The following is a 24,685-nucleotide window of genomic DNA, read 5'->3' on the forward strand; positions in this document are numbered from 1 at the left end:
CGCTCCAGCTTTTCACGCTCCCCAGCTTTTCACGCTGCGGCCAAAGATGTTTATCCGCCCCGCACATGCGTGCATGAAGGCGGGATGCTCTCGACCGCGATGCTCGCCGATCCCACAGATACCCTTCCGCCCGACTTCGTCGTGATCGACGTCGAGACCGCCTGTTCGCGGGTCAGCAGCATCTGCCAGATCGGCATCGTCGGATTCCGCGACGGACGCGAGATCTTCGAATACGAGACGCTGCTCGATCCGCGCGACGAGTTCAACGCGTTCAACACCCGGATACACGGCATCGCCGAGCACCACGTCGTCGGCCAGCCCAGCTTTGCCGACGTCCACGGCATCGTCCACGGCCATCTCGCGGGGCGGACGACGGTGGCGCATTCCTATTTCGACAAGGGCGCGCTCGCCGCCGCGTGCCGGGTGCATGATCGGCCGGCGATCGAGACGCGGTGGCTCGACAGCGTCCGCGTGGCGCAACGGGCGTGGCCCGATCTGGCGAGCCATCGGCTTGGCCTGCTCGCGCAGTATCTGGGGATCACGCACAAGCATCACGATGCGCTGAGCGACGCACGCGCGGCCGGCTGGGTGATCGTCAAGGCGATCGACCATACCGGCATCGCGCTCGACGAATGGCTCGCACCGCCGCGCAAGCCGGGCCCCGCCCCCAAGCCGGCGCCGGATGGACCGCTGAAGGGCGAGCGTATCGCGATCCTCGGCGAACCCCGCGATGGTCCGCTCGCCGCCCGGATCGCGGCGCTCGGCGGCCGGATCGTCTCGGCGGTCGGCAATACCACGACGATGCTCGTGATCGCCGGACGTGCGCCGTTCGGCTATTCGATCCGCAACAGCGGAGCCTATCGTCGCGCCGAGCAATATCGACGCCTCGGCGGGACGGTCCGGATCGTTTCCGAGCACGAACTGGGATTGGCGGCCGCCAGCTAGTCGAGCGCGCACTCGGAATGCAGCGTCGTGCCGACCACGTCGCGTGCGACCGCGGCAAGATGCGCGTGGTGCGTGAAGAACAGTACCTGGGTCGTCTTGGCGAGGTCCGCCAGCACCTCGAACCCGGCGCGCGAGCGGGCGTCGTCGAAGTTCACGAACAGGTCGTCGGCGAGAAACGGCAGGCGCACGCCGTTTGCGACGGATTGCTCGACCGAAGCGAGGCGGAGCGCGAGAAACAGCTGGTCGGTGGTGCCTTCGCTCATCGCGCCGACGTCGACGACGGTGCGGCCATCGTCGCGCAGTCCGCCGAGCCGGGGCGTGGTACCGTCGACATCGACGCGGAGCTGGACGTAGCGGCCGAGCGTCAGCGTGCGGAAAAGGTCGCTCGCGCGCGCCAGCAACGGATCCTGGCGGCGCTCGCGGTGACGCTCCATCGCCCAGCGGAGCATCACCGCCTCGGTCCGCTTGAGCAGGAACATCTCGGCCTGCGCCGCCATCTCCGCCTTGGCCTGTTCGGCATCCGCGAGCGCATCCGACGCGGCCCCCGGCGCACCTTCGAGCGCGGCGAAGCTGCGACGGGCGTCGCCACTTGCGGTCGCCGCCGCGGATATCCGCGCGTTCAGCTCGGCGATGTCGGTCGCCAGCGCCGTCGCGCGGCCGGCGACGCCGTCGGGATCCTGCGCCTGCCACGCCGCGACCAGATCGAGCAGCGCATAGCCGTCGCCCTGGTTCGTCACGCTGCGTTCGACCTCGTCGCGTTCCTCGCGCAGGCGTCGCGCGGTGCGCGAGGCCTCGATCGCACCGGCCAGATCGTCGGCATCGCCAAGGCCGAGCTCCGCCCGGATCGGCGCGACGATCGCCAGCGCGGCGGCACGCTCCGCATCGGCCGCATCGACCTCGGCCTGACGACGGTCGCGCTCGACGGCGAGGTCGGCGCGCGCCCGCGCAGTCTGGCGTGCGGTCTCGAGCCTTGCCAGCGCGGCGGCGACGGTCGCGGCGGGTTCTGCATCCGGTTTGATATCGAGCGCATTCGCGAGCGCGGCGACGTCGTCAGCAAACCGCCGCGCATCGACATCGATCCCGTTCAGCCGCGTATCGAGCAGCGCCGCGGCGTCGAGTTCGCCGCGCAGGTCCTCGAACGCCGCGAGGTGCGGTTCGGAGGCCTCGATCGCGAGGGTGAGCCCGGTATCCGCCAGTGCCGCCTGCCACGTCTGCACCGCGTCGTCGGCATCGCCTCGCGCCTGCGCCAGCCGACGACGCTGCTCGGTCAGCGAGGTCTCGGTCTGGCGAAGTTCGGCACGATCGTCGCGAAACGCCTGGTCGCGTGCCTCGCCCTGCTGGCGGAGCGTTTCCGCACGGGCGAGCACTGGTGTGAGCAGGGTCGATACGCCCTCGCCCCGCATCGCCGCGACGAGCGCCGCACCCGCGTCGCTCCGCCGCTGCCGTTCGAGCGCCGCCGCGTCCCGCGCCTGGACGGCGAGCGTCTCGGCGTCGAGCGCGGCGCTGCGATCGGCAAGCCATGTTCGCAGTGGGATCGGATCGAGCGCCGGAAGGCCCGCGTCGGCGAGCCGCACATGCCAGGCGGTGCGGGCTTCGGCCAAAGCTCGTGCGGCGCCGTCACCACGGTGCCGGGCCTGCTCCGCCTGCAGCCGCAGTTTCGCATCGCTGGCGTCGAGATTCGCCAACTGGCCCGAGACTTCGGCAAGCATGAAGCGGCGACCGGCCACCGCATCCGCGACGATCACCGCGCGCTCATACGCGTCGCTGGAGCCGACCGGGTCGGGCAGGATCGTCAGCCCGCGCAGGTGATCGCGCAGCTCGTGCCACTGGCGTTCGCGCATCGCCCGCGCATCGTCGACCGCATCCGCCGAGACCGCGCCGCTTCGCTCGGCAAGGCCTGCACGGTCGAGTGCCAGTGCGTCGCGCTCCTGCTCGAACCGGACGACGTTCGCCGCCTCCTGGTCCGCTTGAGTTTGATACGCCGTGTGCGCGGCCTGTGCGGCGGCGATCTCCGGCTCGGCAATTCCGGGCAGGCCCGCGAGCGCGTCGATCGAGCCGGACCACGGTGCAAGCCGCACGATCGCCGTACGCGCATTCTCCTCCGCGCGATCGGCTGCGCGATCCGCCGCGGCGCAGCGTTCGTCGATGTCGCCGAGCCGCCTGGCGGAATCGACCGCGGCGACCAGTACGGGCAATGTCTCGCTGAGCGTCGCGTCGGCAATCCGGTCGCGCAACGGGCGTTCGCGCGCGGTCAGGTCGGCGATCGTGCCGTCGAGCGCGCGGATGCGTGAGGCCGCATCGGCGTGCGCGCGGGCGATCTCGCGCAGGCGACCGACCAGCAGGCGCGACGGGGCGCTGGCGACCGCGCCGCCGAGATCGCGGTGCAGGTCGGCGATCCGGACGTCCTTGGCATGGCGCTCGACCACCAGCCGCGCCCGGTCGAGCCCTGCCTTGGCCAGCGCGCCGCGTCGTTCGCCGAGCGTATCGATCGTATCGGCGAGCGCGAGCACGGCGGCATCGGGCGCGAGCAGTCCGGCCCGCTGGTCCGCGTCGGCGACCAGGATGGCGGCGGCCTGTCGACGCCGATCCGCCGTCTCGGCGGCGGCCAGCGCATCGAGCGCGGCCGTCTCGCGCTGCGGCGACAGCGACACCGTGGCGGCATGCGCATCGAGCGCAGCGATCAGCTCCTCGCGGCGACGCAGGCCTGGCCCGACCCGGCGTAGGCGCTCGACCGCGCGATGCTCGGCGACCAGCGTATCGCGTTGGCGTTCGAGATCCGCGAGTTCGGCTTCGCTCCGTTGCAGCGCGGCGTGTGCGTCGACCCAGGCCTTGGGCTTCAGTTCGAGATCGCGGACCGCGCGGCGGCTCTCGGTCAGCACGCGTTCGGCCGCAGTGAACGTGCGGCTGGCCTTGGCGCGCTTGCCCCAGATCGCGTCCGCCTCCTCGTCGAGCGTGGCGAGCGTGCCTGCGACACCGGTCAGTCCAGAACTCGCCGCGAACAGCGCCTGGCCGACGTCGTTCTTGGCGGTGACCATCGCCCGGCCGCCATCGCGCAGGCCGTCCTGGTCGAGGCTGAACGCGAGCCGGAACGTCTCGCGCGTCTGGCCGCGCAACATCGCCAGCAGGTCGCCCTCGTCGATCGGCTGTTCGTCGGCATCGACCAGGCTCGCACTGTCGCGTTTGCGGCGGCGGCAGAACAATGTGCGGCCGTCGTCCTCCAGCTCCGCGCCGACCCGCAGCATCGCGTTGTCGAAGAGGAAATTATACGGGGTTCGCTTGCCGAAGCCGAACAGCAGGTCGGACACCGCGGCGAGCGTGGTCGACTTGCCCGCCTCGTTGTTGCCGTAGACGATGTGGAGGTCGGGCGCGCCGTCGCGGAAGTCGAGCGTGCAATCCTCGAACCGGCCATAGCGTTCGAGCAGCAGGCGACGGAACCGCATCAGGCGTCTCCTCCGCGGGCGAGGCGTGCCTCGAGCGCGACCGCAGCCGCCGACAGCAATCGCGACCAGTCGCCTTCGGTCGCGGCATGCCGCAACTCGTCCGCGTCGGCCGGCCCGATCGCGGCGGTCGCGGTCAGGAACGGCGCGAGATCGGCCGCCAGCATTGCGGCGAGGTCGGCATTGCCGGGCGCTTCGCCGAGCAGCGCGAGAAATTCGTCGCCGACCTCGATCGTTGCTGTCTGCGGCGGCGTCACGCGGATCGACACCTTCTCGATCCACAGTTCGGGCGAGATCGCCGCGGCATGCGCGCGCGCGTCGTCGCGCAGCCCGGTCGCGCGGTCGGCGAGCGTACCCGCCAGTACCGTCTCGCCGCTCAAGGTCACGCGCGCGATCACCGGTCGGCCATCGCCCTCGGCCTGCGCGCGGGCGAGCGCCTCGCGAATGCCCGCCTGGATCGTTTCGAGATCGCTCGCGCCGCTGCAATCGACGTCCGCGCGCGCCCAGCGGAGCACGTCGAGTTCGACCGGCGCGATGCTGGTGATCGCACGGTCCTGTACCTCGACCAGTACCGCGCCCTTCGGACCGGTCTCGCGGATCGTGCGGCCCTGGAGGTTGCCGGGGAAGATCACCGGCGGATCCTCGCAGACGCGCTGGTAATCATGGACGTGCCCGAGCGCCCAATAATCATAGCCCTTCGCCCGCAAATCCTCGACGCTGCACGGCGCATAGCGTTCGTGGTTGGCGTGGCCGGTGAGCGAGGTGTGCAGCATGCCGATGTTGAAATGATGCGCGACCGCGGCGGGATAGCCGAGCGCGATGTTGTCGGTCACCGCGGCGTTGGCGAAGCTGTGGCCGTGGATCGCCACGCCCAGCGGGGCGATCACATGCGTCTCGGCATGGCGCGTGCCGAAGCGGTGAACGTTGTCGGGCCAGGGTACGCTGCGCGTCAGCACCGAGGCGGCGTCGTGATTGCCGGCGAGCAGATAGACCGGGATGCCGGCCTCGTTCAGTCGCCCCATCGCGCGCGCGAAATACAGGCCGGTGCCCATGTCCTTCCAGTCGCCGTCGAACGCGTCGCCTGCGATCAGGACAAAATCGACCGCCTCGTCCACCGCAAATCGGATCAGATTGTCGAAGGCATTCCGCGTCGCACCGCGTATGTCGTCCGCGGGTACGCCGTCGTAGCGCGACAGGCCGTGAAGCGGGCTGTCGAGGTGAATGTCGGCAGCGTGGACGAAGCGGAAATCAGCCATGTCCTTTCGTTATCGGGCAAAGCGTGCATGCTGTGAAGGCTGTTGGGGACTGCAATCATGCCGGAATCGATCGATACCGCCGTCACGGCCGCCGGCGACGTGCCCGCTAGTCTAGTGCCCGCCGGACTCGTGCCCGCCGATATCGCAATCGATGCGGTGATCGCGCCGAAGGTGAGTTTCGCGACGCACCAGAACGCGGTGCCGGTGCTGCGCGAGTTACGGATCGTCAATCTCGGCGGCGCGCCGGCGGCCGGCTGATCCCCGACCGAGTGATGACGCTGGTCCGCGGTACCGCCTTCGTCGAGACCGAACCCGGTGGCGCGAGCTTCGTCTGGCAAGATAGCACGATCCGCCGCCACCTTGGCAAAGCGTGGGCGAACTGCGACGCTTGGCCAAACAGGACCGGAGACGACGATATGCGGCGCGCGACAGGAATTTTGGGGATCGCGCTGGCGACAGTGACGATGTCGGCGGCATCGGCAGCGCAGCGGGTCAAGGTCGCGGAGGGCGTGCTCGATGGCGCGCGCATCGCCGCGGCGGCGGAGCCGGCCGCTCCGGCAGCACTCCCGGTCGATACCTATCTCGGTATCCCCTATGCCGCGCCACCGACCGGCGCGTTGCGGTGGCAGCCGCCACGCTCTGTCGCCAAATGGTCCGGCGTGCGCAAGGCCGATCGGTTCGGGTCGCGCTGCATGCAGCAGCCGTTGTTCGCGGACATGCGGTTCCGCTCGCCTGGAATCGCCGAGGACTGCCTGACGCTCAACGTCTGGACGCCAGCGGGCGCGAAGCCCGGCGCGCGGTTGCCGGTGCTGGTATATATCCATGGTGGCGGCGCGGTGGCGGGCGATGGCTCCGAGCTGCGTTATGACGGTGCGGCGATGGCGCGCCGCGGGATCGTCGTCGTAACGATCAACTACCGGCTCGGCGTGTTCGGGTTCCTCGCAACCCCGGAACTGGCGGCGGAATCCCCCGTGCATGCGGCCGGTAATTACGGCCTGCTCGATCAGGCGGCGGCGCTCGCCTGGGTGCGGCGCAACGCGGCCGCGTTCGGCGGCGATGCGAAGCGGATCACGATCGCCGGCGAGAGCGCAGGCTCGATGTCGGTCAGCGTGTTGATGACCTCGCCGCTGACCCGCGACACCTTCGCGGGCGCGATCGGCGAGAGCGGCGGGGTGATGCCGCCGACCTTCCATCCCAAGTCGCTCGCGCAGGCGCAGACCGACGGCGAGACATTTGCCCAAGCGGCGGGCGCGACGTCGCTGGCGACATTGCGCGCGATGCCCGCCGACGCGTTGCTGGCCGCGCAAGGCCGCCAGCGGATCGGGGCGGACTTCATCGTCGACGGCGTGTTCCTGACCGAAACGCCGCTTGCAACCTATGCCGGGGGACGGGCCGCCCGCGTGCCGTTGCTGGTCGGTGCAAATTCGCAGGAAGGAAGCTGGACCGGGGTGCTGAACGGTGCGGCGCCGACCGTCGCCAATTATCGCGCCGCGCTCACCCGGATTCACGGCAGCGATGCGGAGGCGGTGTCCGCGCTGTATCCGGCGAGGTCGGATGCCGACGTGCCGGTCGCCGCGACCGCGCTGGCGAGCGACACCTTCCTCGGCGCATCGACGTGGCAATGGTTCGACCTCCACCGCGCCACGCGCCAGCCGACCTATTATTATTACTTCGCGCACCCCCGCCCCGCGGCACTGCCACCGCTGACCAACCCCGCAATCCCGCCGATCGGCGCGGTGCACAGCGCCGAGATCGAATATGCGCTCGGCAACCTCGACACCAACCCGGCCTATGCCTGGACCGCGGACGACCGGCGCATCTCGGCGGTGTTCCAGGGCTATGTCGCGGCGTTCGTGAAGACCGGCGATCCCAACGCGGCGGGCTTGCCGGCCTGGACCGCGGCGCCGTCGGGCACTGGCCCGATCCTGCGCCAGACGATCAACGTGACCACGGCCGCGCGCCCGTTCGTCGAGCAGGCGCGCTATGTCGCCGCGGTGCCGCTGCTGGACCGGCGTCCGCGCTGACCGATCAGATCCGGTCGAGGAAAACCGCGCCGGGCACCGTCAATCGCTGCCCGGTCGACACCAATCGGCCATCGTCCTCGATCCGGAAGATCGCGAGGTCGCCGGAGCGTTCGTTGGCGACCACCATCCGGCGCTGCGCGTCGAGCAGCAGGAACGCGCGCGGCCAGTTGCCGCCGCTCGGGATGTGCTGGAGCAGGCTTGGCACGCCGGCGGAGTCGAGCGCGAACACCGCGATGCTGTCATGCCCGCGGTTGGACACGTAGAGCCGCCGCCCGGCGCGATCGATTGCGATATGCGCCGCCTGCGAGGCGCCGCGGTGGCCGGCGGGCAAGGTCGACACGCTGTGCCGGGTGACGAAGCGGCCGTCTGTTTGCGCATCGAGCAGGATCAGCGTGTTGGAAAGTTCGCACACGAGATAGGCGAGCGGCTGTGTCGGGTGGCGGGCCAGATGGCGCGGCCCTGCGCCAGTGGGGGCGCGCCATGCGGCGACCGGTGGCGCCAGCGTCCGCGCCTGCGGATCGAAGCGATAGGCGAAGATCGTGTCCGCGCCGAGATCGACCGCGTGCAGCCAGCGCCGGTCCGGGCTGAACCCGACCCAATGCGCGTGCGGGCCCTCCTGCCGATCATGGTTGGGGCCGCTGCCGCTGTGCCGGAACACGACGGGATCGCCCGGGACTCCGGTCCTTGCGCCAAGCCGGTGGAACGCGACGCTCCCGCTCGAATAATTGGCGACCGCGAGGCATGCGCTGGCCCGGTCCACTGCGACATAACACGGATCGGCGCCGTCGGTCTTGACCGTCCCCCGCCGTGCCCAGCCTGGCGCATAGGCCGAAATCTCGCCCTGCGCCGTCTCTCGCACGAGGTAATAGGCGCCCGCCGGACCACCCCTCGCGCCGAACGACGCATCGTCGATACCGGCGACCGGATTGCCCACCCGCCACTGGTCGCGGTCTGGATCATAGGCGATCGGATACAGCCCCTTGCCGCCCTCCCGCGCATAGGTGCCCGCGATCAGAGTCACGCTGCGCTTTGCCGCGGCGGGCAACGCGGTGAGCGCCGCCATCGCCGCCAATGCGGATCGCCGTGTGGTCGTCCAGTCGGTCATGCGCACTCCCTCGATCCGATGCGCCTCCTTAACCGAAGCGCCGCGCCGCGTCACCGCGCAGGCCAGGATACGCGCGGATTGGACACCGACGCGCTCGACGAGCGTTATCCCCGCTCGACGCCGACCGGGTGTCGTCCCGTCCAACCGCCTCGCGCCAATCCTGGAGACTCCGTGCAATTGCCTAAGATCGCTGTTCACGCGCCGCCCTTCGCCGTCATCGTCATGGGCGTCAGCGGAAGCGGTAAATCGACCTTCGGCAGCGCGCTGGCGGCGCGCCTCGGCTGCAGTTTCCTGGAGGGCGACGATCTGCACAGCGCGGCAAACGTCGCCAAGATGCGTTCGGGCCATCCGCTCCAGGACGCGGATCGCTGGCCGTGGCTCGACCGCGTTGCCGCCGAACTGCGCGGTGCCGCCACCCATGACGGGACGGCGATCGCCGCCTGCTCGGCGCTGAAGCGGGTCTATCGCGATCGGTTGACGCTGGCCGTGGGGATGCCGCTGTTCTTCGTATGTCTCGACGTGCCCGACCACGATGAACTCACCCGGCGGCTGGTCCACCGTCCGGGACATTACATGCCGCCCAGCCTGCTCGAAAGCCAGCTTGCCACGCTGGAACGACCGGGGCCGGACGAACGCGCGATCACGCTCGATGCCGAGCAGCCGATCGACCGGTCCTGTGCGCAGGCACTGAACTGGATCCTCGGCGCCGGGTCAGCGGAAGCCGAGCCAGTATAGCAAGCCGATATTGACCGCGAGCAATGGCAGCGCGGTCGGCACCTGCGCGCGGATGACGGCGTTCTTGTCCTTGAGCTCCAACAGCGCGGCGGGGACGAGATTGAAGTTGGCCGCCATCGGCGTCATCAGCGTGCCGCAGAACCCGCTGAGCATGCCGATCGCCGCGACCACCGCTGGGTCGCCGCCATACTGGCGCACGAGTAGCGGAATGCCGATCGCCGCGGCCATCACCGGGAACGCCGCGAACGCGTTGCCCATGACCATCGTGAACAGCGCCATGCCGAGCGTATAGGCGAGCACCGCGCCGATCAGACTGCCTTCAGGGATCGCGTGACCCGCTAGTCCACCGACGACGTCGCCGACGCCGGCGAGCGCGAAGACGGCTCCCAGGCTGGCCAGCATCTGCGGGAGGACGGCGGCCCAGCCGATCGCGTCCATCAGCCTAACGCCTTCGGCGAGCGGCGTGGCGATGCGCGGGCGGAACCAGAGTTGCATTGCGATCAGCGCGATCAGGACGCCGCAGGTGAGTGCGACGAGCGTGGCCTGCTTCGGATCGATCAGGCTCGGGACGGCGCGAAACAGGACGGTTCCGCCGAGCGCCGCGGCGGGGATGATCAGCGCGGGGAGGAATATCCGGTTGCCGAGCCGCGTGGCTTCGGCGCGCCGTTCGTCAAGTGTCGTGGTGGCACGCCCGCCCCGCCCCATCGCGCCCGAACCCGCGATTGCGACGAGGCCTAGGACGAGCACGCCGTTGCCGATATCGCCGAGCTTTCCACCAAGCAGGAAGCTGATCGCCAGCACGGCGTAGAATGCCGCGTTGCCGAAGCGCTTCGGGTTGGTGCGGTCGGTCGCGCTCAGGATCGCAAACGCTGCGAACATCAGGCCCGCGACGCCGTAGATGAAGCCGGTCCCAATCATCGCGCGCGCGCCAGTCGGCGGTCGAGCAGCCAGAGGCGGAAGCCGTGGATCAAAAACGCGGCGATCGCGGTCGGGATCGCCCACATCGAGAGGTGGAGCGGCTGGATGACGATGCCGTATCCCTCCAGCACGCCCTTCATCAGCAGAATCGAGCCGATCGCGATGAAGATGTCCTCACCGAAGAACAGCCCGATATTGTCGGTTGCCGCGGCCATCGCGGGGATGCGGTCACCACCGGGCGCGACGCCCTGCCCTTCGGCGGCGGCTTCGGCCATCGGCGCAACGAGCGGCCGGACGCTTTGTGCGGGGCCGGCGATGGAGGTGAGGCCGAGGGCGGCTGTGAGCTGGCGGAACAGCAGATAGCCGATCAACAGGCGCCCAACCGTCGCGCCCTTTAGTCCAGCGATCGTGAGCCGCGCGCGTTCCTGGAGGCCGTGGCGTTCGAGCAGCCCGATCACCGGGAGGGCGATGTAGATGACGGTGACGTAGCGGTTCTCGTTGAACGCCTTGCCGAACGCGGCGAGGATCGCGAGCGGGGCGATTCCAGCGGCGAGGCCTGTGACGAGCGCGGACGCCGCTACGACGAGCAGCGGATTGAACCGGAGCAGGAAGCCGGCGACGATCACGGCGATGCCGCACAGGACCAGCATGCCGTCTAGCGCGCCTGCTTCGCGAGGTCGGCGTCGAACGCGACCTGAGCCTTCGAGACGATCTTCGGCAGCAACGCTGGATCGAGGAACGCAGTGGTATCGCCGGCCTTGCGGCGCTTGCCGCGGGCGATCACGTCGGCGAGTTCGGGATGCGACGGGAGGACGATGTCGGCGTGCAGCGTGCCGAGCATCGCGATGCTGCGGCGGTAGTCGGCGACGATGCCGGGATAGGCGCGGTTGCCGATCAGGCGGTTCCCCGCGACGCTGACGCTGCACGGGAAGACGACGTCGAGCGGGCGCGGCTTGGCGGCGATCCACATCGTCCAGGTCGTGCAGCCGGGCGTGTGACCGGGTGTCGCGCGTGCGGTGAGCGTGGTGGTGCCGAGCGTAACCGTCTCACCGTCTCGGATGCCGCGGTCGACGTGGACGGGCGGGAAGCGGATCACGCCGTAATTGGTCTCGCCCGGTGGAACGCCGGTTTCGAGCGCGCGGAAGTCGCGGATGCCCGCGACAACGCGCGCGCCGGTTGCGCGCTTGAGTGCGGCGACTCCGGCAGCGTGATCGAAATGGGCATGCGTGACGAGGATCAGCTTCACGTCGCGGAGACGGAGGCCGGCGGCAGCGATGTTACGCGCGATCATCCCCGCATTCTCGGCGAGCGTGCCGTCGATCAGGATCGCACCGACGCTGGTCTTGATGAGGTAGGCGGCGATGCCTTCACTGCCGACATAGGTGATCGGGCCGGCGATCGGGAACGGGGCTTGAGGGCGCGTCCAGGCCGGCGGGTCTGCGGCGCCGAGTAGGAGCGGTGCGGTAGCGGCAATCGCAAGTGCGCCGACCAGTGATCTGGCGTGGGAGCCGAGCGATCCTCCCCCGCTAGGGGGAGGTGGCAGGCGTAGCCTGACGGAGGGGGCGGAATGCGATACCATCTGTTTCGTGTCCTCCCCCTCCGTCGCCTTTGGCGCCACCTCCCCCTGGCGGGGGAGGATTGCAATTGCAGTCTAGCTTATTCCCACTCGATCGTGCCGGGGGGCTTCGAGGTATAGTCGTAGGTCACCCGGTTGATGCCCTTGACCTCGTTGATGATCCGGGTCGCGACGCGCGGCAGGAAGTCGCCGGGGAACTGGAACGCCTGTGCGGTCATGCCGTCGGTCGAGGTGACCGCACGCAACGCCAGCACGTTGTCGTAGGTGCGGCCGTCGCCCATCACGCCGACGCTGCGAACCGGGAGCAGCACCGCGAACGCCTGCCAGATCGTGTCGTAGAGCCCCGCCGCGCGGATCTCCTCGAGGTAGATCGCATCCGCCTTGCGCAGGATGTCGCAGCGTTCCTTGGTGACTTCGCCGGGGATACGGATCGCGAGGCCGGGTCCGGGGAACGGGTGACGGCCGACGAAGATCTCAGGCAGGCCGAGTTCGCGCCCCAACACGCGGACCTCGTCCTTGAACAGCTCGCGCAACGGCTCGACGAGCTTCATGTTCATGCGCTCGGGAAGGCCGCCGACATTGTGGTGGCTCTTGATCGTCACCGACGGCCCGCCGGTGAAGCTGACGCTCTCGATCACGTCGGGGTACAGCGTCCCCTGTGCCAGGAACTCCGCGCCGCCGAGCTTCTTCGCCTCGGTATCGAACACGTCGATGAAGGTCTTGCCGATGAACTTGCGCTTCAGCTCGGGATCGGTGATCCCGGCGAGGCCGCCGAGGAACAGCTCCTCGACGTTCACGTGGATCAGCGGGATGTTGTAGGCGCCGCGGAACAGGCTGACGACCTGCTCGCTTTCGCCCGCGCGCATCAGGCCGTGGTCGACATAGACGCAAGTGAGTTGCTCGCCGATCGCCTCGTGGATCAGCACCGCGGCGACTGCGGAGTCGACGCCGCCGGACAGACCGCAGATCACACGTCCGTCGCCGACCTGCTCGCGGATCTCGGCAACCTTGGTCGCGCGGAACTCGGCCATCGTCCAGTCTCCGGCGAGACCGCAAATGTGACGGACGAAATTCGACAGCAGCTTGCCGCCGTCCGGGGTGTGGACCACTTCGGGGTGGAACATCATGCTATAGAAACGTCGTGCCTCGTCGACCGCGATGGCGAACGGCGCGCCCTCGGAGCGCGCGACGACGGAGAACCCCTCCGGCAGCGCCTCGACGCGGTCGCCATGGCTCATCCACACCTGGTGGCGCTCGCCGACTTCCCACAAGCCGTCGAACAACCGCGATTCGGCGACGATGTCGATAAAGGCATGACCGAACTCGCGCGAATCGGAGGCGGCGACACGCCCCCCCAGCTGGTGCGCCATAGTCTGCTGGCCATAGCAGATTGCGAGGACAGGGACGCCGGAGTCGAAGATTGCCTGAGGCGCGCGGGGGGAATCCTCCCACATCACCGACGACGGACCGCCGGACAGGATCACGCCCTTGGGGTTGAGGCGCTCAAAGGCTTCCTGAGCCGAGTGAAAGGGGGCGATCTCGCTATAGACGCCAGCCTCGCGCACGCGGCGGGCGATCAGCTGGGTTACCTGGCTGCCGAAATCGACGATGAGAATGCTGTCTGGATGCTCCATGTCGGGCGCATAGCCGGATGGGACCCGTAACGAAAGAGGCCGCGCCTCCCGAATGGGAAACGCGGCCTCTTTAGTGTCACCCGTTTTCCTGCGAACGCAGGAACCCAGGGTAACGGACGATAGCGCTTTTGATCCTGGGCTCCTGCGTTCGCAGGAGAACAGCCTTATGCCGCTTCGTTGTAATCCTCGTCCGACATCACCGGACCCGAATCCTGGCCCTTCGCCGAGACGTCGCGGTCGACGAACTCGATGACGGCCATCGGCGAGGCGTCCGACATGCGGATACCGGCCTTGATGACGCGGGTGTAGCCGCCGTTGCGATCCGCATAACGGGTCGCGAGCGTGTCGAATAGCTTGATCAGCTGCGCATCGTCGAGCAGCTTGCCGTGCGCGAGACGACGGTTGGACAGGCCACCCTTCTTCGCGAGCGTGATCAGCTTCTCGACGTAAGGACGCAGTTCCTTCGCCTTGGCGACGGTGGTGGTGATCTGCTCGTGCTTGATGAGCGCGGCGCTCATGTTGCGGAAGAGAGCAAGACGGTGGGCCGAGGTCCGCTGAAGCTTACGGCCGCCTACGCGATGGCGCATGTTTAATACCTTTTCGTTCGTTCAGGGGCCGTGTGAGGTACCCGGGAGCTGGTGGGGACGATGAGCCCACCCAAATTACCGTCATCCCAGCGGAAGCTGGGATCTCCACGAGGAACGGACCGGACCCGAACCGCGATACCCCAGCTTTCGCTGGGGTGACGGCTTGAGTCCGACGTCGCTTACCCCATGATTTCCTGCTCGAGCTTCTTGGCCATCTCTTCGATGTTCTCAGGTGGCCAGCCGGGGATTTCCATGCCCAGGCGAAGACCCATCGACGACAGCACTTCCTTGATCTCGTTCAAGGACTTGCGGCCGAAGTTAGGCGTACGCAGCATCTCGGCTTCGGTCTTGCCGACCAGATCGCCGATGTAGATGATGTTGTCGTTCTTGAGGCAGTTCGCCGAGCGCACCGACAGTTCCAACTCGTCGACCTTCTTGAGAAGGTAACGGTTGATCTGCTGCGTGTCGCCTGCTGGCTCCGCACCACCGGCAGCGGGTGCTGCCTGGCCGATCGGGGCCGACGAACGCGTCACCGACGAATCGTCGAAGTGGACGAACAGCGCGAGCTGGTCCTGGAGGATGCGACCGGCATAGCCGACTGCGTCTTCCGGGGTGATCGTGCCGTCGGTTTCGATCGTCAGCGTCAGCTTGTCGTAATCCAGGTCCTGACCAACGCGGGTCGGGTCGACCTTGTACGAAACCTGACGTACCGGCGAGTACAGCGCATCGACCGGGATCAGACCGATCGGCGCATCGGCCGGGCGATTTGCAGTCGCGGGCACGTAACCCTTACCGATGTCGGCGGTCAGCTCCATGTTGAGCGTCGCACCCTCATCGAGGTGGCAGATCACGAGATCCTTGTTCATGATCTCGATGTCGCCCGAGACGGCGATGTCGCCGGCCTTGACTTCACCCGGACCCGTTGCCGAGAGCTGGAGGCGCTTGGGCCCCTCGCCCTGCATGCGGATCGCGATCTGCTTCACGTTGAGGACGATGTCGGTCACGTCCTCGCGGACGCCGGCCAGAGACGAGAACTCATGCAGCACGTTCTCGATCTTGATCGAGGTGACGGCCGCGCCCTGCAGCGACGAGAGCAACACGCGACGCAGCGCGTTGCCGAGCGTCAGGCCGAAGCCACGCTCGAGCGGCTCGGCGATGAAGGTCGCCTTGCGCTTGGTGTCGCCACCGGCCTTTTTCTCCAGGCCGCTGGGCTTCTTGAGTTCCTGCCAGTTCTTTGCGTTGACAGACACATGCTTCCCCTAATTTGGGGGCCGACGAACGGGTGTGTCCGCCGACCAATAAAATACACCCGTGCGGCGCGATCAACCGCGCACGGGAGGCGGAGAATCAGACGCGACGACGCTTCGAAGGGCGCACGCCGTTGTGCGGGATCGAGGTCACGTCGCGGATCGACGTGATCTGGAAACCGACTGCCTGAAGCGCGCGCAGGGCCGATTCGCGACCCGAGCCGGGGCCCTTGACCTCGACTTCGATCGTGCGGACGCCGTGCTCGGCGGCCTTCTTGCCGGCGTCTTCCGCTGCGACCTGGGCCGCGTACGGAGTCGACTTGCGCGAGCCCTTGAAGCCCATTGCGCCGGCCGACGACCACGAGATCGCGTTGCCCTGGGCATCGGTGATCGTGATCATGGTGTTGTTGAAGCTGGCATTCACGTGAGCGACGCCAGAGGTGATGTTCTTGCGCTCGCGCCGCTTAATGCGCTGAGGTTCGCGTGCCATGGTGTATTTCCTGACCTGTATCTGCGTGACGCCGGGCGGCCCGTTGGGACCAGCGCCGGCGGAGTAATCCATTGAAAAAGTGGATTACTTCTTCTTGCCGGCGATCGGCTTGGCCTTGCCCTTGCGGGTGCGCGCATTGGTATGCGTGCGCTGGCCGCGGACCGGGAGGCCCTTGCGATGACGCAGGCCGCGATAGCAGGCGAGATCCATCAGGCGCTTGATGTTCATCGAGGTCTGGCGGCGCAGATCGCCCTCGACGGTGTGATCGGCGTCGATCGTCTCGCGGATGTGCAGGACTTCCTGGTCGGTCAGGTCCTGGACGCGTGCGGTGTCGGCGATGCCGAGCTTCGCGACGATTTCCTTGGCCTTGGTCGAACCGATGCCGTGAATATAGGTCAGCGCGATCACCACGCGCTTGTTGGTCGGGATATTAACACCCGCGATACGTGCCATGAACTTGGTTCTCCTGCTCCACGAGGTCCGGCATGGCTGCACAGACCCCATCTCTTAGCGATGAACCGAAACGCACGATAGCGACGAACGCAAACAAGCGCCGCCGGAACCGTCGTGTCGGGGAGAATTCAACTAGGGGCGCGCAAACGCGCTGTCAAGCGAGCGGTTCCGCGTGGGGTGGCACGGCCTGGCGCATCTTGAGCCAGCGGCGGAACGAGACGATCGTCCAGATCAACTCGACCACCCCGAACGGCCACGCGCCCTGGAGGAAGCCGTAGATCGACCCGAGCACGCACCCGAACGCGAAGCCGAGCGTCCACCAGTGCGAGCCGGCTTCCTTGGCGTAGCATAGCAGGGTGAAGGATACCGCGGCTAGGCCGAATAGGGAGAGGGAGTCCATATCGAGCCCTTTGCCCGGAATGGTCGTGAATGGCTATGTCACGAGATCACACGCCCATCACCGCAGAGGTGCTCCGCAGTCCGCTGCGCCGCAAACCCCAAGCCGATGAGTTAGCGGAACGGTGAATGCCGGAAAAAGCCCAGCATGACAGATGTTCGTTGCGATGTACGAATTGGGGAAGAAAGGCGACCGTCCGGTTTCGGGCGGACGGGCGCGAATAGCCGACTTTGCGCCGCGCTACCGCTTCGCTGGCGGCTTTGCATGGCTAGCTGAAGAGCGGAAATTTTGATTATTATTGGCGAGGATGCGAGAACAGCGCGTCGGGCAACTTTGCCTCTTTCCGGGTCAATGTACGTGATCAAAATCAAGTATTTACTAGTCTCGGCCGGCTATTGCTTCTTGCCGAATGCCCTTTCGCCCTACGTAAGCGCGGAGGTAACACACATGGTCGATCGCAGCCCGATCCTCCCGGAAATGGTACCAATTCGTGACCAAGCTGACCATTCGGCGGGCTTTGCGATGTCAAACCGGGAGGTGACATGGAAGCAGTACCTCCAGTCGGTCGATCAAGCGCGTTGCCCCATGCCACAAACGTCTCTCGGTAAAAATCGAGATGCCCTAAGCTCTACAGACCCTCGTATTAGGGATGATTACCCCGTCACGGGCGTCGGCGCAGAGCATGTGAAATGTTACATTGCTTGGCTCAACCATTCTGCCAAATCGGCGTATCGCTTGCCTACACTCAGTGAATGGCAGGTCGCGGCAAGGAAAGCACAGCCGCGCTTGTGGTCGTCTTTGGAAAGGGCGGGAGCCGCCGCCCTGGTTCGGTCGGATCCTCGCTCAAGCGTTCGCGAAGCCACGGTACAGACTGTTGCCAGCGGGCCTCCTTCTTCTGACGGTATCTTCGACCTTGAGGGCAACGCTGGCGAGTTGGTGTCCGATCTGCACTACTTATCTGAGCGAGAGGCAAAATGGTGTGGAGGTTCAGGATTGAGTTCTCCGCTTGTGACGGGTCGAGGAGGCTATGACGTCGAGCGCGGCAGCGGCCGAGAGATCCCTGGAGAGTTCCGGTCCGTCGGGCATTTGGCATGTGGCATCCCGATGAATAGCGTTGGCTTCCGACTTGCATCATCCCTCGGGCGTCCATTGGTTCGCTTGAGGCCGCACTGATCCGCGGGCGAAGTATACGCTGAACGAATGGCCGTAATTGGCGACCCGGCTCGCCAGCCTGAGCGTCCGGGTGTGGGCGAAGGCAGCCATGCAAGACAGCCGCTCGCCTCGTGGCGTCAGTTACTTCCGCCCGAACAGCTTTTCGATATCGCCGTGGGCGAGTTTTACCCAGGTGGGACGGCCGTGATTGCATTGGCCGGAGTGCGGCGTGACTTCCATTTCTCGGAGGAGCGCGTTCATTTCTGTCACCGACAGGATGCGGCCGGCGCGGACGGAGCCGTGACAGGCCATCGTGCCGGCTACTGCATCTAGGCGCTCTTTTAGGGAGAGGGCTTCGTCGAAGGCGGCTAGTTCGTCGGCCAGGTCGGTGACGAGGCCTTTGGGGTCGCTTTGGCCGAGCAAGGCTGGGGTGGCGCGGACGAGCATCGCGTGGGGGCCGAAGCGTTCGAGGTCTAGGCCGAATTCGGAGAGTTCTTCGGCGCGGGATTCGAGGCGGTCGCAGGCGGATTCGTCGAGTTCGACGACTTCGGGGATCAGGAGCGCTTGGGACGCGATGGTGCCGCCGATCAGGGCTGCGCGCATGCGTTCTAGGACGAGGCGTTCGTGGGCGGCGTGCTGGTCGACGAGGACTAGGCCGTCTTCGGCTTCGGCGACTATGTAGGTTTTTGCGACTTGGCCGCGCGCTACGCCCATCGGGAAGGCTGAGGTTTGCGGTGGGGGTGCCCAGGCGGGTTCGGCTCTTGCCTGCGGGGGTGACGCGAAGAAGGTTGGGCGGGAATCGTTGACCGCGCCGTAGTGACGGCTTTCCAGCGGGAGCCTTTGGGGGGCGCCCTCACCTTCCCATCCGCTTTGCGGACGGGCCCCTTCCTCTCCCCCGAGGGGAGAGGAGATGTTTTCCGGTTGCCACATTGAGAGGGCGGACTCGCTGGCGCGTTGGCTGCGGTGGCCGGCGGCGTCGAGGGCTCGGCGGAGGCCGGAGACTATGAGGCCCCGCACCATTGCGGGGTCGCGGAAGCGGACTTCGGTCTTGGCGGGGTGGACGTTGACGTCAACCTGGTCGGTGGGGATGTCGAGGAACAGCGCCACGACCGCGTGGCGGTCGCGCGGGAGCATCTCGGCATAGGCGCCGCGGATCGCGCCCATCAGCAGGCGGTCCTTCACCGGGCGACCGTTGACGAAAAGATACTGGTGGTCGGCGATGCCGCGATTGTAGGTCGGCAGGCTGGCGACGCCGCCAAGCACGAGGCCTTCGCGTTCGAGGTCGATCGCGACCGAATTGTCGGCGAGCGCGCGATCGGTGAGTGTCGCCACCCTGCCCGGCCGATCCTCGACCTGCATCGCCGACAGCGCGCGGCGGCCGTCATGCTCCAGCGTGAAGCCGATGTCGGGCCTCGCCATCGCGAGACGGCGGACGACGTCGAGGCAGGCGGCGTATTCGGCGCGGGGGCTGCGGAGGAACTTGCGGCGGGCGGGGACGCGCGCGAACAGATCCTCGACCACCACGCGCGTGCCGGGCGGAAGCGCTGCCGGACCTTCGCGGTCGACGCGGCCATTGTCGACGGTCCGCGCCCAACCCTCTGCACCGCGAATCCGGCTTTCGATCGTCAGCCTCGCGACGCTCGCGATCGAGGGCAACGCCTCGCCGCGAAAGCCCAACGTCACGACCGATTCGATAAACTCGTCGGGCAGCTTCGAGGTGGCATGGCGTTCGAGCGCCAGCGCCATGTCCGCAGGGGTCATCCCACAGCCGTCGTCGGCGACTTCGATCCGCGAAGTGCCGCCTTCGACAAGGAGAATCGCGATGCGGCCAGCGCCCGCGTCGATCGCGTTTTCGACTAACTCCTTCAACGCGCTGGCGGGTCTTTCCACCACTTCACCGGCGGCGATGCGATTGACCAGATGCTCGGGGAGACGCCGTATTGACATGGGTTTGCGTCTAGACCAAGCGACGGCATCCCGCGACCCGCAAACGCCATTTAAACAGGCACCCGGTGCTCGAAAACACCGGCGGGCTCCGCGAGATGATGTGTGCGATGGTTCGCCCGTCCGGCGGACAGGATTACGGGACCCTGATTGAATGGCCTTCTACTCGCGTTTCTTCAAGTTCATGTCGCACGACATGGCGATCGACCTCGGCACCGCGAACACCGTCGTCTACGTCCGTGGCCGCGGCATCGTCCTGAACGAGCCGTCGGTGGTCGCGGTCGAGACGATCAACGGGATCAAGCGCGTCAAGGCGGTCGGCGACGACGCCAAGATGATGATGGGCAAGACGCCGGGCAACATCGAGGCGATCCGTCCGCTTCGCGATGGCGTGATCGCGGACATCGACGTCGCCGAGCAGATGATCAAGTATTTCATCCAGAAGGTGCACGGCCCACGCAAGTTCGCGCGCTGGCCCGAGATCGTGATCTGCGTGCCGTCGGGCTCCACCAAGGTCGAGCGCCGCGCGATCCGCGATGCCGCGTCGAATGCGGGTGCGTCGCAGGTCTGGCTGATCGAGGAGCCGATGGCGGCCGCGATCGGCGCGGACATGCCGGTCACCGAGCCGATCGGCAGCATGGTCGTCGACATCGGCGGCGGCACGACCGAAGTCGCGGTGTTGTCGCTGCGCGGTCTCGCCTACACGACGTCGGTGCGTGTCGGCGGCGACAAGATGGACGAGGCGATCGTCTCCTATGTCCGCCGCAACCATAACCTCCTGATCGGCGAAGCGACCGCGGAGCGGATCAAGAAGGAGGTCGGCATCGCCAAGCCGCCGGTCGACGGCATCGGCATGATCATCCAGATCAAGGGCCGCGATCTCGTCAACGGCGTGCCGAAGGAGATCCAGATCAACCAGGGCCAGATCGCCGAAGCGCTGAGCGAGCCGGTCGCGACGATCGTCGAGGGCGTCCGCGTCGCGCTCGAGAACACTGCACCCGAACTGGCCGCGGACATCGTCGACCAGGGTATCGTACTCACCGGCGGCGGCGCGTTGCTCCAGGGGCTGGACGAGGTGCTGCGCGACGAGACCGGCCTGCCGGTGACGGTCGCCGAGGACCCGCTGACCTGCGTCGCGCTCGGCACCGGTCGCGCGCTGGAGGATCCGTTGTTCCGCGGCGTGCTGATGAGCGGCTAACAGTTTGTTTTTGCTTTAAGACACGCGGACACGAAATCGCGTCGTCCGAGTCGCGGGGGATCTGGCCCTCGCGGTTCGCCGGCGCCCGAGACAGGGGGACAGGCGCATGGCGCCAGCCCGCGACCGGCGCACGGGGTTTTCCCGGCGTCGGCAATATGGTGTGTTCATGGGCTATGTGCTCGCCGTCGCTGGAGCGGTGGTGGGCCTGGTGCTGCTCGTCGCGTCGATGTTCAATCCGCCCGCGTTTTCCGCGCTGCGGATGGGCGTCGCGGGGGTGACGACGCCGGTGTCGACCGGACTCGCGACGGTCGGGTCGTCGATCTCGGGCATTCCCGATGCGATCGGCAATTACTTCTTCGTGAAGCAGGAGAACGTCGCGTTGCGCGCCGATCGCGAGCGGACGCGGGCGCTGCTGATGCGCGCGCGGACGATCGCCTATGACAATCGACGGTTGCGCTCGCTGCTGGCGATCCGCGACCGTTCGCCGGATCCCGTCGTGACCGCGCGGCTGGTGAGTTCGAGCGCGTCGAGCGGGCGGCGCTATGCGCTGCTCAACGCGGGCCGCTGGAACGGCGTGCTGCCCGGCATGCCGGTACGCGGGCCCGATGGGCTGATCGGGCGCGTGGTCGAGACCGGCCCCAATGCCGCGCGCGTGCTGCTGCTCAGCGACGGCGACAGCATCGTCCCCGTCCGCCGCACCCGCGACGGGATGCCGGCGATCGCGGCAGGGCGCGGCGACGGGATGATCGACATCCGCTCGGTCAATGCGACCAACGTCCGCTTCAACGCAGGCGACCTGTTCGTGACGACCGGTACCGGCGGCATCTATGCGCCGGGCGTGCCGGTCGCGCGCGTGACCAACGCGGGCTCGGATTCGGTGATGGCGCGCGCGTTCGCCGATCCGGACACGCTCGACTTCGCGCTGGTGGAGCGGATGTTCATGCCGGTGCCGCCGCCGCGTCCGGTGGCGCAGCAATGATGCCGCCTCGTCTGGTCGACAGCGTCGATTACAAGCCGTTCGATACCAAGATCCCGGCGGGCCGCTCGCGCGCGATCCCCTGGGCGACGGTAATGGCCGGGTCGCTGGTCACGATCATCCCGGTGGTCGCGACGATCCCGCTGCTCCCGCCGTTCGGCTTCGTCATGCTGCTAGCGTGGCGGCTGCTCGCTCGGTTCGCGTTCAAGCCCTGGGCCGCCGCGCCGCTCGGCTTCTTCGACGACCTCGTCAGCGGCCAGCCGCTCGGCAGCGCGGTGCTGATGTGGTCGCTCGCCTTCGTCGCGATCGACATGATCGAACAGCGGCTCGCATTTCGCGACTATTGGCAGGATTGGCTGATCGCCGGCGGATTGATCGCACTGTGCATCATCGTCGGCCGCTTCATCGCGGTGCCGGTCGGCGCACACGTCGACACGATCCTGATCGCGCAGATCGCCGTCACGATCCTCACCTTCCCGCTCGCCGCGCGCATCGTCGCGGCGATCCAGAACAAGCGCGGCGCCGAATGAGGAATACCCCGCGGATCGTTACCGAGATGTCGCAGGCGTACAGCTTCTCGCGGCGCGCCTGGATGCTGGGCGCGGCGCAGGGCGGCGTCGGGCTGCTGCTCGCCGGGCGGATGGCGTGGCTGTCGGTGGCGCAGAACGAACGCTACACGGCGATGTCCGAGAGCAACCGCGTCAACATGACGCTGTTGCCGCCGCGGCGCGGCTGGATCGTCGACCGTCACGGCGTGCCGATCGCCAACAACCGTACCGACTTCCGCGTCGACATCATCCCCGACCGCCTCCGCGACAAGGAGCGCGTGCTGCCGCTGCTCGGCCGCATCCTCCAACTGCCCCCCGAAGAGGTCGAACGGATCGCGATCGATCTGGAGCACGCCGCCGGGTTCCAGCCCGTCCAGGTCGCAGAGAATCTCGACTGGGAGCGGTTCGCCGCGGTCAGCGTCCGGCTGCCCGAACTCCCCGGCGTTGCACCCACGCGTGGCTTTGCGCGCAGCTATCCGGCGGGTGCCGCGGTCGCGCATCTGACCGGCTATGTCGGCGTGCCCAACGCCGAGCAGTATAAGAAAACCCGCGACCCATTGCTCGTCACCCCCGGCTTCAAGCTCGGCAAGGACGGGCTCGAAAAGATGCTCGAACCCGAGTTGCGCGGTGTCGCCGGCGCCAAGCGCGTCGAGGTCACCGCACGCGGCAAGCTGGTCGCTGAACTCGCCACCAAGCCCGACGTCCCCGGCAAGACCGCGCGGCTGACGATCGACGTCGGGCTTCAGGAATATGCCGCGCGCCGGCTCGGCACCAACTCCGGATCGGTCGTCGTGATCGACACGCGCACGGGCGAGATGCTGGCGATGGTGTCGATGCCCGCCTATGATCCGAACAGCTTTTCGGACGGGATCAGCCATCTCGAATGGCAGATGCTGAGCGACGACGATCACGTGCCGCTGATGAACAAGGTGACGCAGGGGCTGTATCCGCCTGGTTCGACCGTGAAGCCGATGAACGGCCTCGCGCTGATGAACGCCGGCGTCGATCCGCTCACCCGCGTGAACTGTTCGGGCGCGATGCGGCTTGGGACCAGCGTGTTCCATTGCCACAAGAAAAGCGGCCACGGTCCGCTCGATCTCAAGAACGCGATCATGCAGAGCTGCGACATCTATTTCTACGAAATGGCGCGGCGGGTCGGCTACAACGCGATCGCCCCGGTCGCGCGTACGCTAGGGCTGGGTCAGAAGTTCGAACTGCCGTTCTCGACGCAGCGCTACGGCACGGTGCCGGATCCGGCGTGGAAGCTGAAGAAGTACAAGCACGACTGGACCGTCGCGGACTCGCTCAACGCGTCGATCGGCCAGGGCTATGTCCTCGCAAACCCGCTGCAGCTCGCGGTGATGGCGGCGCGGCTCGCGTCGGGCCGCGCGTTGCAGCCAAGCATCCTCGCTGCCCAAGTCCACCGCGACTCCCCTGCCCTCGATATCGACTCCGAGCATCTCGCGCGCGTTCGCGATGCGATGTTCGGCGTGATCAACCAGGGCGGCACCGGCGGCGCGGCGAAACTGCTGATCCCCGGCGTCGCGATCGCGGGCAAGACCGGCACCGCGCAGGTCCGCCGCATCACGATGGCCGAGCGGCGGTCGGGCGTCCTCAAGAATGGCCAGCTGCCGTTCAAGATGCGCGACCACGCGCTCTTCATCGGCTTCGCGCCCGCCGATAATCCGCGCTATGCGTTGGCCGTCGTGCTTGAACATAACGGTCACACCGTGCGCAATCTCGACACGCCGATGATCGGCCGCGACATCATGACCTATATGCTCGACCGCGAGCGCGCGCTGAAATCGCTTGCCGAGGTCGAACCGACCTGGGGCGGCGACATCCGCACACGCATGGCAGCGACCGCGGAGACGTACCGCAAGGCGCAATCCGCACCACCCGCGGCGATCGCCACCAAAACCGACGCGATCGTCCCCAGCGACGCGCCTGCGGTCGCCAACGCCACCGACATGGCCAACGCTACGCAGGAGGCGCTGACCGCCCCCGGCGCGACTGTAGCCGAAGACGACTCAAGGGACCGTCAGCCGTGAACCGTACCGAGC

At 67.3% G+C, this 24,685-nt stretch carries 22 protein-coding genes; 9 read left to right on the forward strand and 13 right to left on the reverse strand.

The features are described from left to right. The first annotated feature begins 84 nt into the window (after positions 1–84). Entirely contained in the window at positions 85–945 is an 861-nt protein-coding gene (locus tag VH567_RS02480; protein ID WP_423322869.1) for an exonuclease domain-containing protein, read from the forward strand. Here VH567_RS02480 and VH567_RS02485 read toward each other — a convergent pair. Beyond that, positions 942–4,385, reverse strand: a complete 3,444-nt coding sequence (locus VH567_RS02485) for an AAA family ATPase (protein ID WP_423322871.1) — start codon at positions 4,383–4,385, stop codon at positions 942–944. The genes VH567_RS02480 and VH567_RS02485 overlap by 4 nt on opposite strands. Beyond that, on the reverse strand, positions 4,385–5,638 hold the full coding sequence (locus VH567_RS02490) for a metallophosphoesterase family protein (protein ID WP_423322873.1): 1,254 nt from the start codon (positions 5,636–5,638) through the stop codon (positions 4,385–4,387). Before VH567_RS02490 ends, VH567_RS02485 begins: the two co-directional genes overlap by 1 nt. A gap of 57 nt (positions 5,639–5,695) precedes the next feature. On the opposite strand from VH567_RS02490, the gene VH567_RS02495 reads away from it, so the two are divergent. Both VH567_RS02495 and VH567_RS02500 read left to right on the forward strand, forming a co-directional pair. Further along, a complete protein-coding gene (locus tag VH567_RS02495; protein ID WP_423322875.1) occupies positions 5,696–5,896 on the forward strand; it encodes a hypothetical protein in 201 nt (66 codons plus the stop codon). A gap of 14 nt (positions 5,897–5,910) precedes the next feature. After that, the gene (locus VH567_RS02500; RefSeq protein WP_423323687.1) at positions 5,911–7,662 is read left to right on the forward strand and encodes a carboxylesterase/lipase family protein; all 1,752 of its coding nucleotides are present in this window, start codon (positions 5,911–5,913) and stop codon (positions 7,660–7,662) included. Positions 7,663–7,666: 4 nt separating this feature from the next. Here the strand turns inward: VH567_RS02500 and VH567_RS02505 are convergent, their stop codons facing one another. Continuing rightward, the gene (locus VH567_RS02505) at positions 7,667–8,767 is read right to left on the reverse strand and encodes a lactonase family protein (RefSeq protein WP_423322877.1); all 1,101 of its coding nucleotides are present in this window, start codon (positions 8,765–8,767) and stop codon (positions 7,667–7,669) included. Positions 8,768–8,989: 222 nt separating this feature from the next. Here VH567_RS02505 and VH567_RS02510 point away from each other — a divergent pair, with 222 nt between their 5' ends. Further along, on the forward strand, positions 8,990–9,502 hold the full coding sequence (locus VH567_RS02510) for a gluconokinase (RefSeq protein ID WP_423323689.1): 513 nt from the start codon (positions 8,990–8,992) through the stop codon (positions 9,500–9,502). Here VH567_RS02510 and VH567_RS02515 read toward each other — a convergent pair. The 9 genes from VH567_RS02515 to VH567_RS02555 form a co-directional block, all read right to left on the reverse strand. Continuing rightward, positions 9,479–10,420 (reverse strand): DUF979 domain-containing protein, encoded by a 942-nt coding sequence (locus VH567_RS02515; protein WP_423322879.1) that lies wholly within the window; start codon positions 10,418–10,420, stop codon positions 9,479–9,481. The genes VH567_RS02510 and VH567_RS02515 overlap by 24 nt on opposite strands. After that, a complete protein-coding gene (locus VH567_RS02520) occupies positions 10,417–11,070 on the reverse strand; it encodes a DUF969 domain-containing protein (RefSeq protein ID WP_423322881.1) in 654 nt (217 codons plus the stop codon). The genes VH567_RS02515 and VH567_RS02520 overlap by 4 nt, the downstream gene beginning before the upstream one ends. Positions 11,071–11,075: 5 nt before the next feature. Continuing rightward, the gene (bla, locus tag VH567_RS02525; RefSeq protein WP_423322883.1) at positions 11,076–11,999 is read right to left on the reverse strand and encodes a subclass B3 metallo-beta-lactamase; all 924 of its coding nucleotides are present in this window, start codon (positions 11,997–11,999) and stop codon (positions 11,076–11,078) included. Positions 12,000–12,076: 77 nt separating this feature from the next. Further along, positions 12,077–13,630, reverse strand: coding sequence for a glutamine-hydrolyzing GMP synthase (guaA, locus tag VH567_RS02530; RefSeq protein ID WP_423322885.1), 1,554 nt, complete (start codon positions 13,628–13,630; stop codon positions 12,077–12,079). A 164-nt stretch (positions 13,631–13,794) separates the two neighbouring features. After that, a complete protein-coding gene (gene rplQ, locus VH567_RS02535; RefSeq protein ID WP_056047937.1) occupies positions 13,795–14,217 on the reverse strand; it encodes a 50S ribosomal protein L17 in 423 nt (140 codons plus the stop codon). A gap of 179 nt (positions 14,218–14,396) precedes the next feature. Next, complete coding sequence (locus VH567_RS02540; protein ID WP_031395236.1) at positions 14,397–15,467, reverse strand: DNA-directed RNA polymerase subunit alpha; 1,071 nt, start codon at positions 15,465–15,467, stop codon at positions 14,397–14,399. A 97-nt stretch (positions 15,468–15,564) separates the two neighbouring features. Then, positions 15,565–15,954 (reverse strand): 30S ribosomal protein S11, encoded by a 390-nt coding sequence (gene rpsK, locus VH567_RS02545; protein WP_031395237.1) that lies wholly within the window; start codon positions 15,952–15,954, stop codon positions 15,565–15,567. Positions 15,955–16,038: 84 nt separating this feature from the next. Then, positions 16,039–16,407 carry a 30S ribosomal protein S13 gene (gene rpsM / locus VH567_RS02550; protein WP_056015521.1) on the reverse strand — a complete coding sequence of 123 codons (369 nt, stop codon included), beginning with the start codon at positions 16,405–16,407 and terminating at the stop codon, positions 16,039–16,041. A 154-nt stretch (positions 16,408–16,561) separates the two neighbouring features. Then, entirely contained in the window at positions 16,562–16,807 is a 246-nt protein-coding gene (locus VH567_RS02555) for a hypothetical protein (RefSeq protein ID WP_423322889.1), read from the reverse strand. Between the two features lie 474 nt (positions 16,808–17,281). Here VH567_RS02555 and VH567_RS02560 point away from each other — a divergent pair, with 474 nt between their 5' ends. Beyond that, a complete protein-coding gene (locus VH567_RS02560; protein ID WP_423323691.1) occupies positions 17,282–17,977 on the forward strand; it encodes a formylglycine-generating enzyme family protein in 696 nt (231 codons plus the stop codon). Between the two features lie 120 nt (positions 17,978–18,097). On the opposite strand, the gene mutL is transcribed toward VH567_RS02560, so the two are convergent. Then, on the reverse strand, positions 18,098–19,903 hold the full coding sequence (mutL, locus tag VH567_RS02565; RefSeq protein ID WP_423322891.1) for a DNA mismatch repair endonuclease MutL: 1,806 nt from the start codon (positions 19,901–19,903) through the stop codon (positions 18,098–18,100). A 151-nt stretch (positions 19,904–20,054) separates the two neighbouring features. Between mutL and VH567_RS02570 the strand changes: the two genes are divergently transcribed. The 4 genes from VH567_RS02570 to mrdA all read left to right on the forward strand — a co-directional run bounded on the left by VH567_RS02570 (position 20,055) and on the right by mrdA (position 24,673). Continuing rightward, a complete protein-coding gene (locus VH567_RS02570; RefSeq protein WP_055878614.1) occupies positions 20,055–21,098 on the forward strand; it encodes a rod shape-determining protein in 1,044 nt (347 codons plus the stop codon). Between the two features lie 106 nt (positions 21,099–21,204). Then, entirely contained in the window at positions 21,205–22,077 is an 873-nt protein-coding gene (mreC, locus tag VH567_RS02575) for a rod shape-determining protein MreC (protein WP_423322894.1), read from the forward strand. Then, the gene (gene mreD, locus VH567_RS02580) at positions 22,074–22,604 is read left to right on the forward strand and encodes a rod shape-determining protein MreD (RefSeq protein ID WP_423322896.1); all 531 of its coding nucleotides are present in this window, start codon (positions 22,074–22,076) and stop codon (positions 22,602–22,604) included. The genes mreC and mreD overlap by 4 nt, the downstream gene beginning before the upstream one ends. Then, the gene (mrdA, locus tag VH567_RS02585; RefSeq protein ID WP_423322898.1) at positions 22,601–24,673 is read left to right on the forward strand and encodes a penicillin-binding protein 2; all 2,073 of its coding nucleotides are present in this window, start codon (positions 22,601–22,603) and stop codon (positions 24,671–24,673) included. The genes mreD and mrdA overlap by 4 nt, the downstream gene beginning before the upstream one ends. Positions 24,674–24,685: the final 12 nt, after the last annotated feature.

The sequence above is a fragment of the Sphingomonas sp. 4RDLI-65 genome, from assembly GCF_049472435.1.
Lineage (GTDB): Bacteria > Pseudomonadota > Alphaproteobacteria > Sphingomonadales > Sphingomonadaceae > Sphingomonas.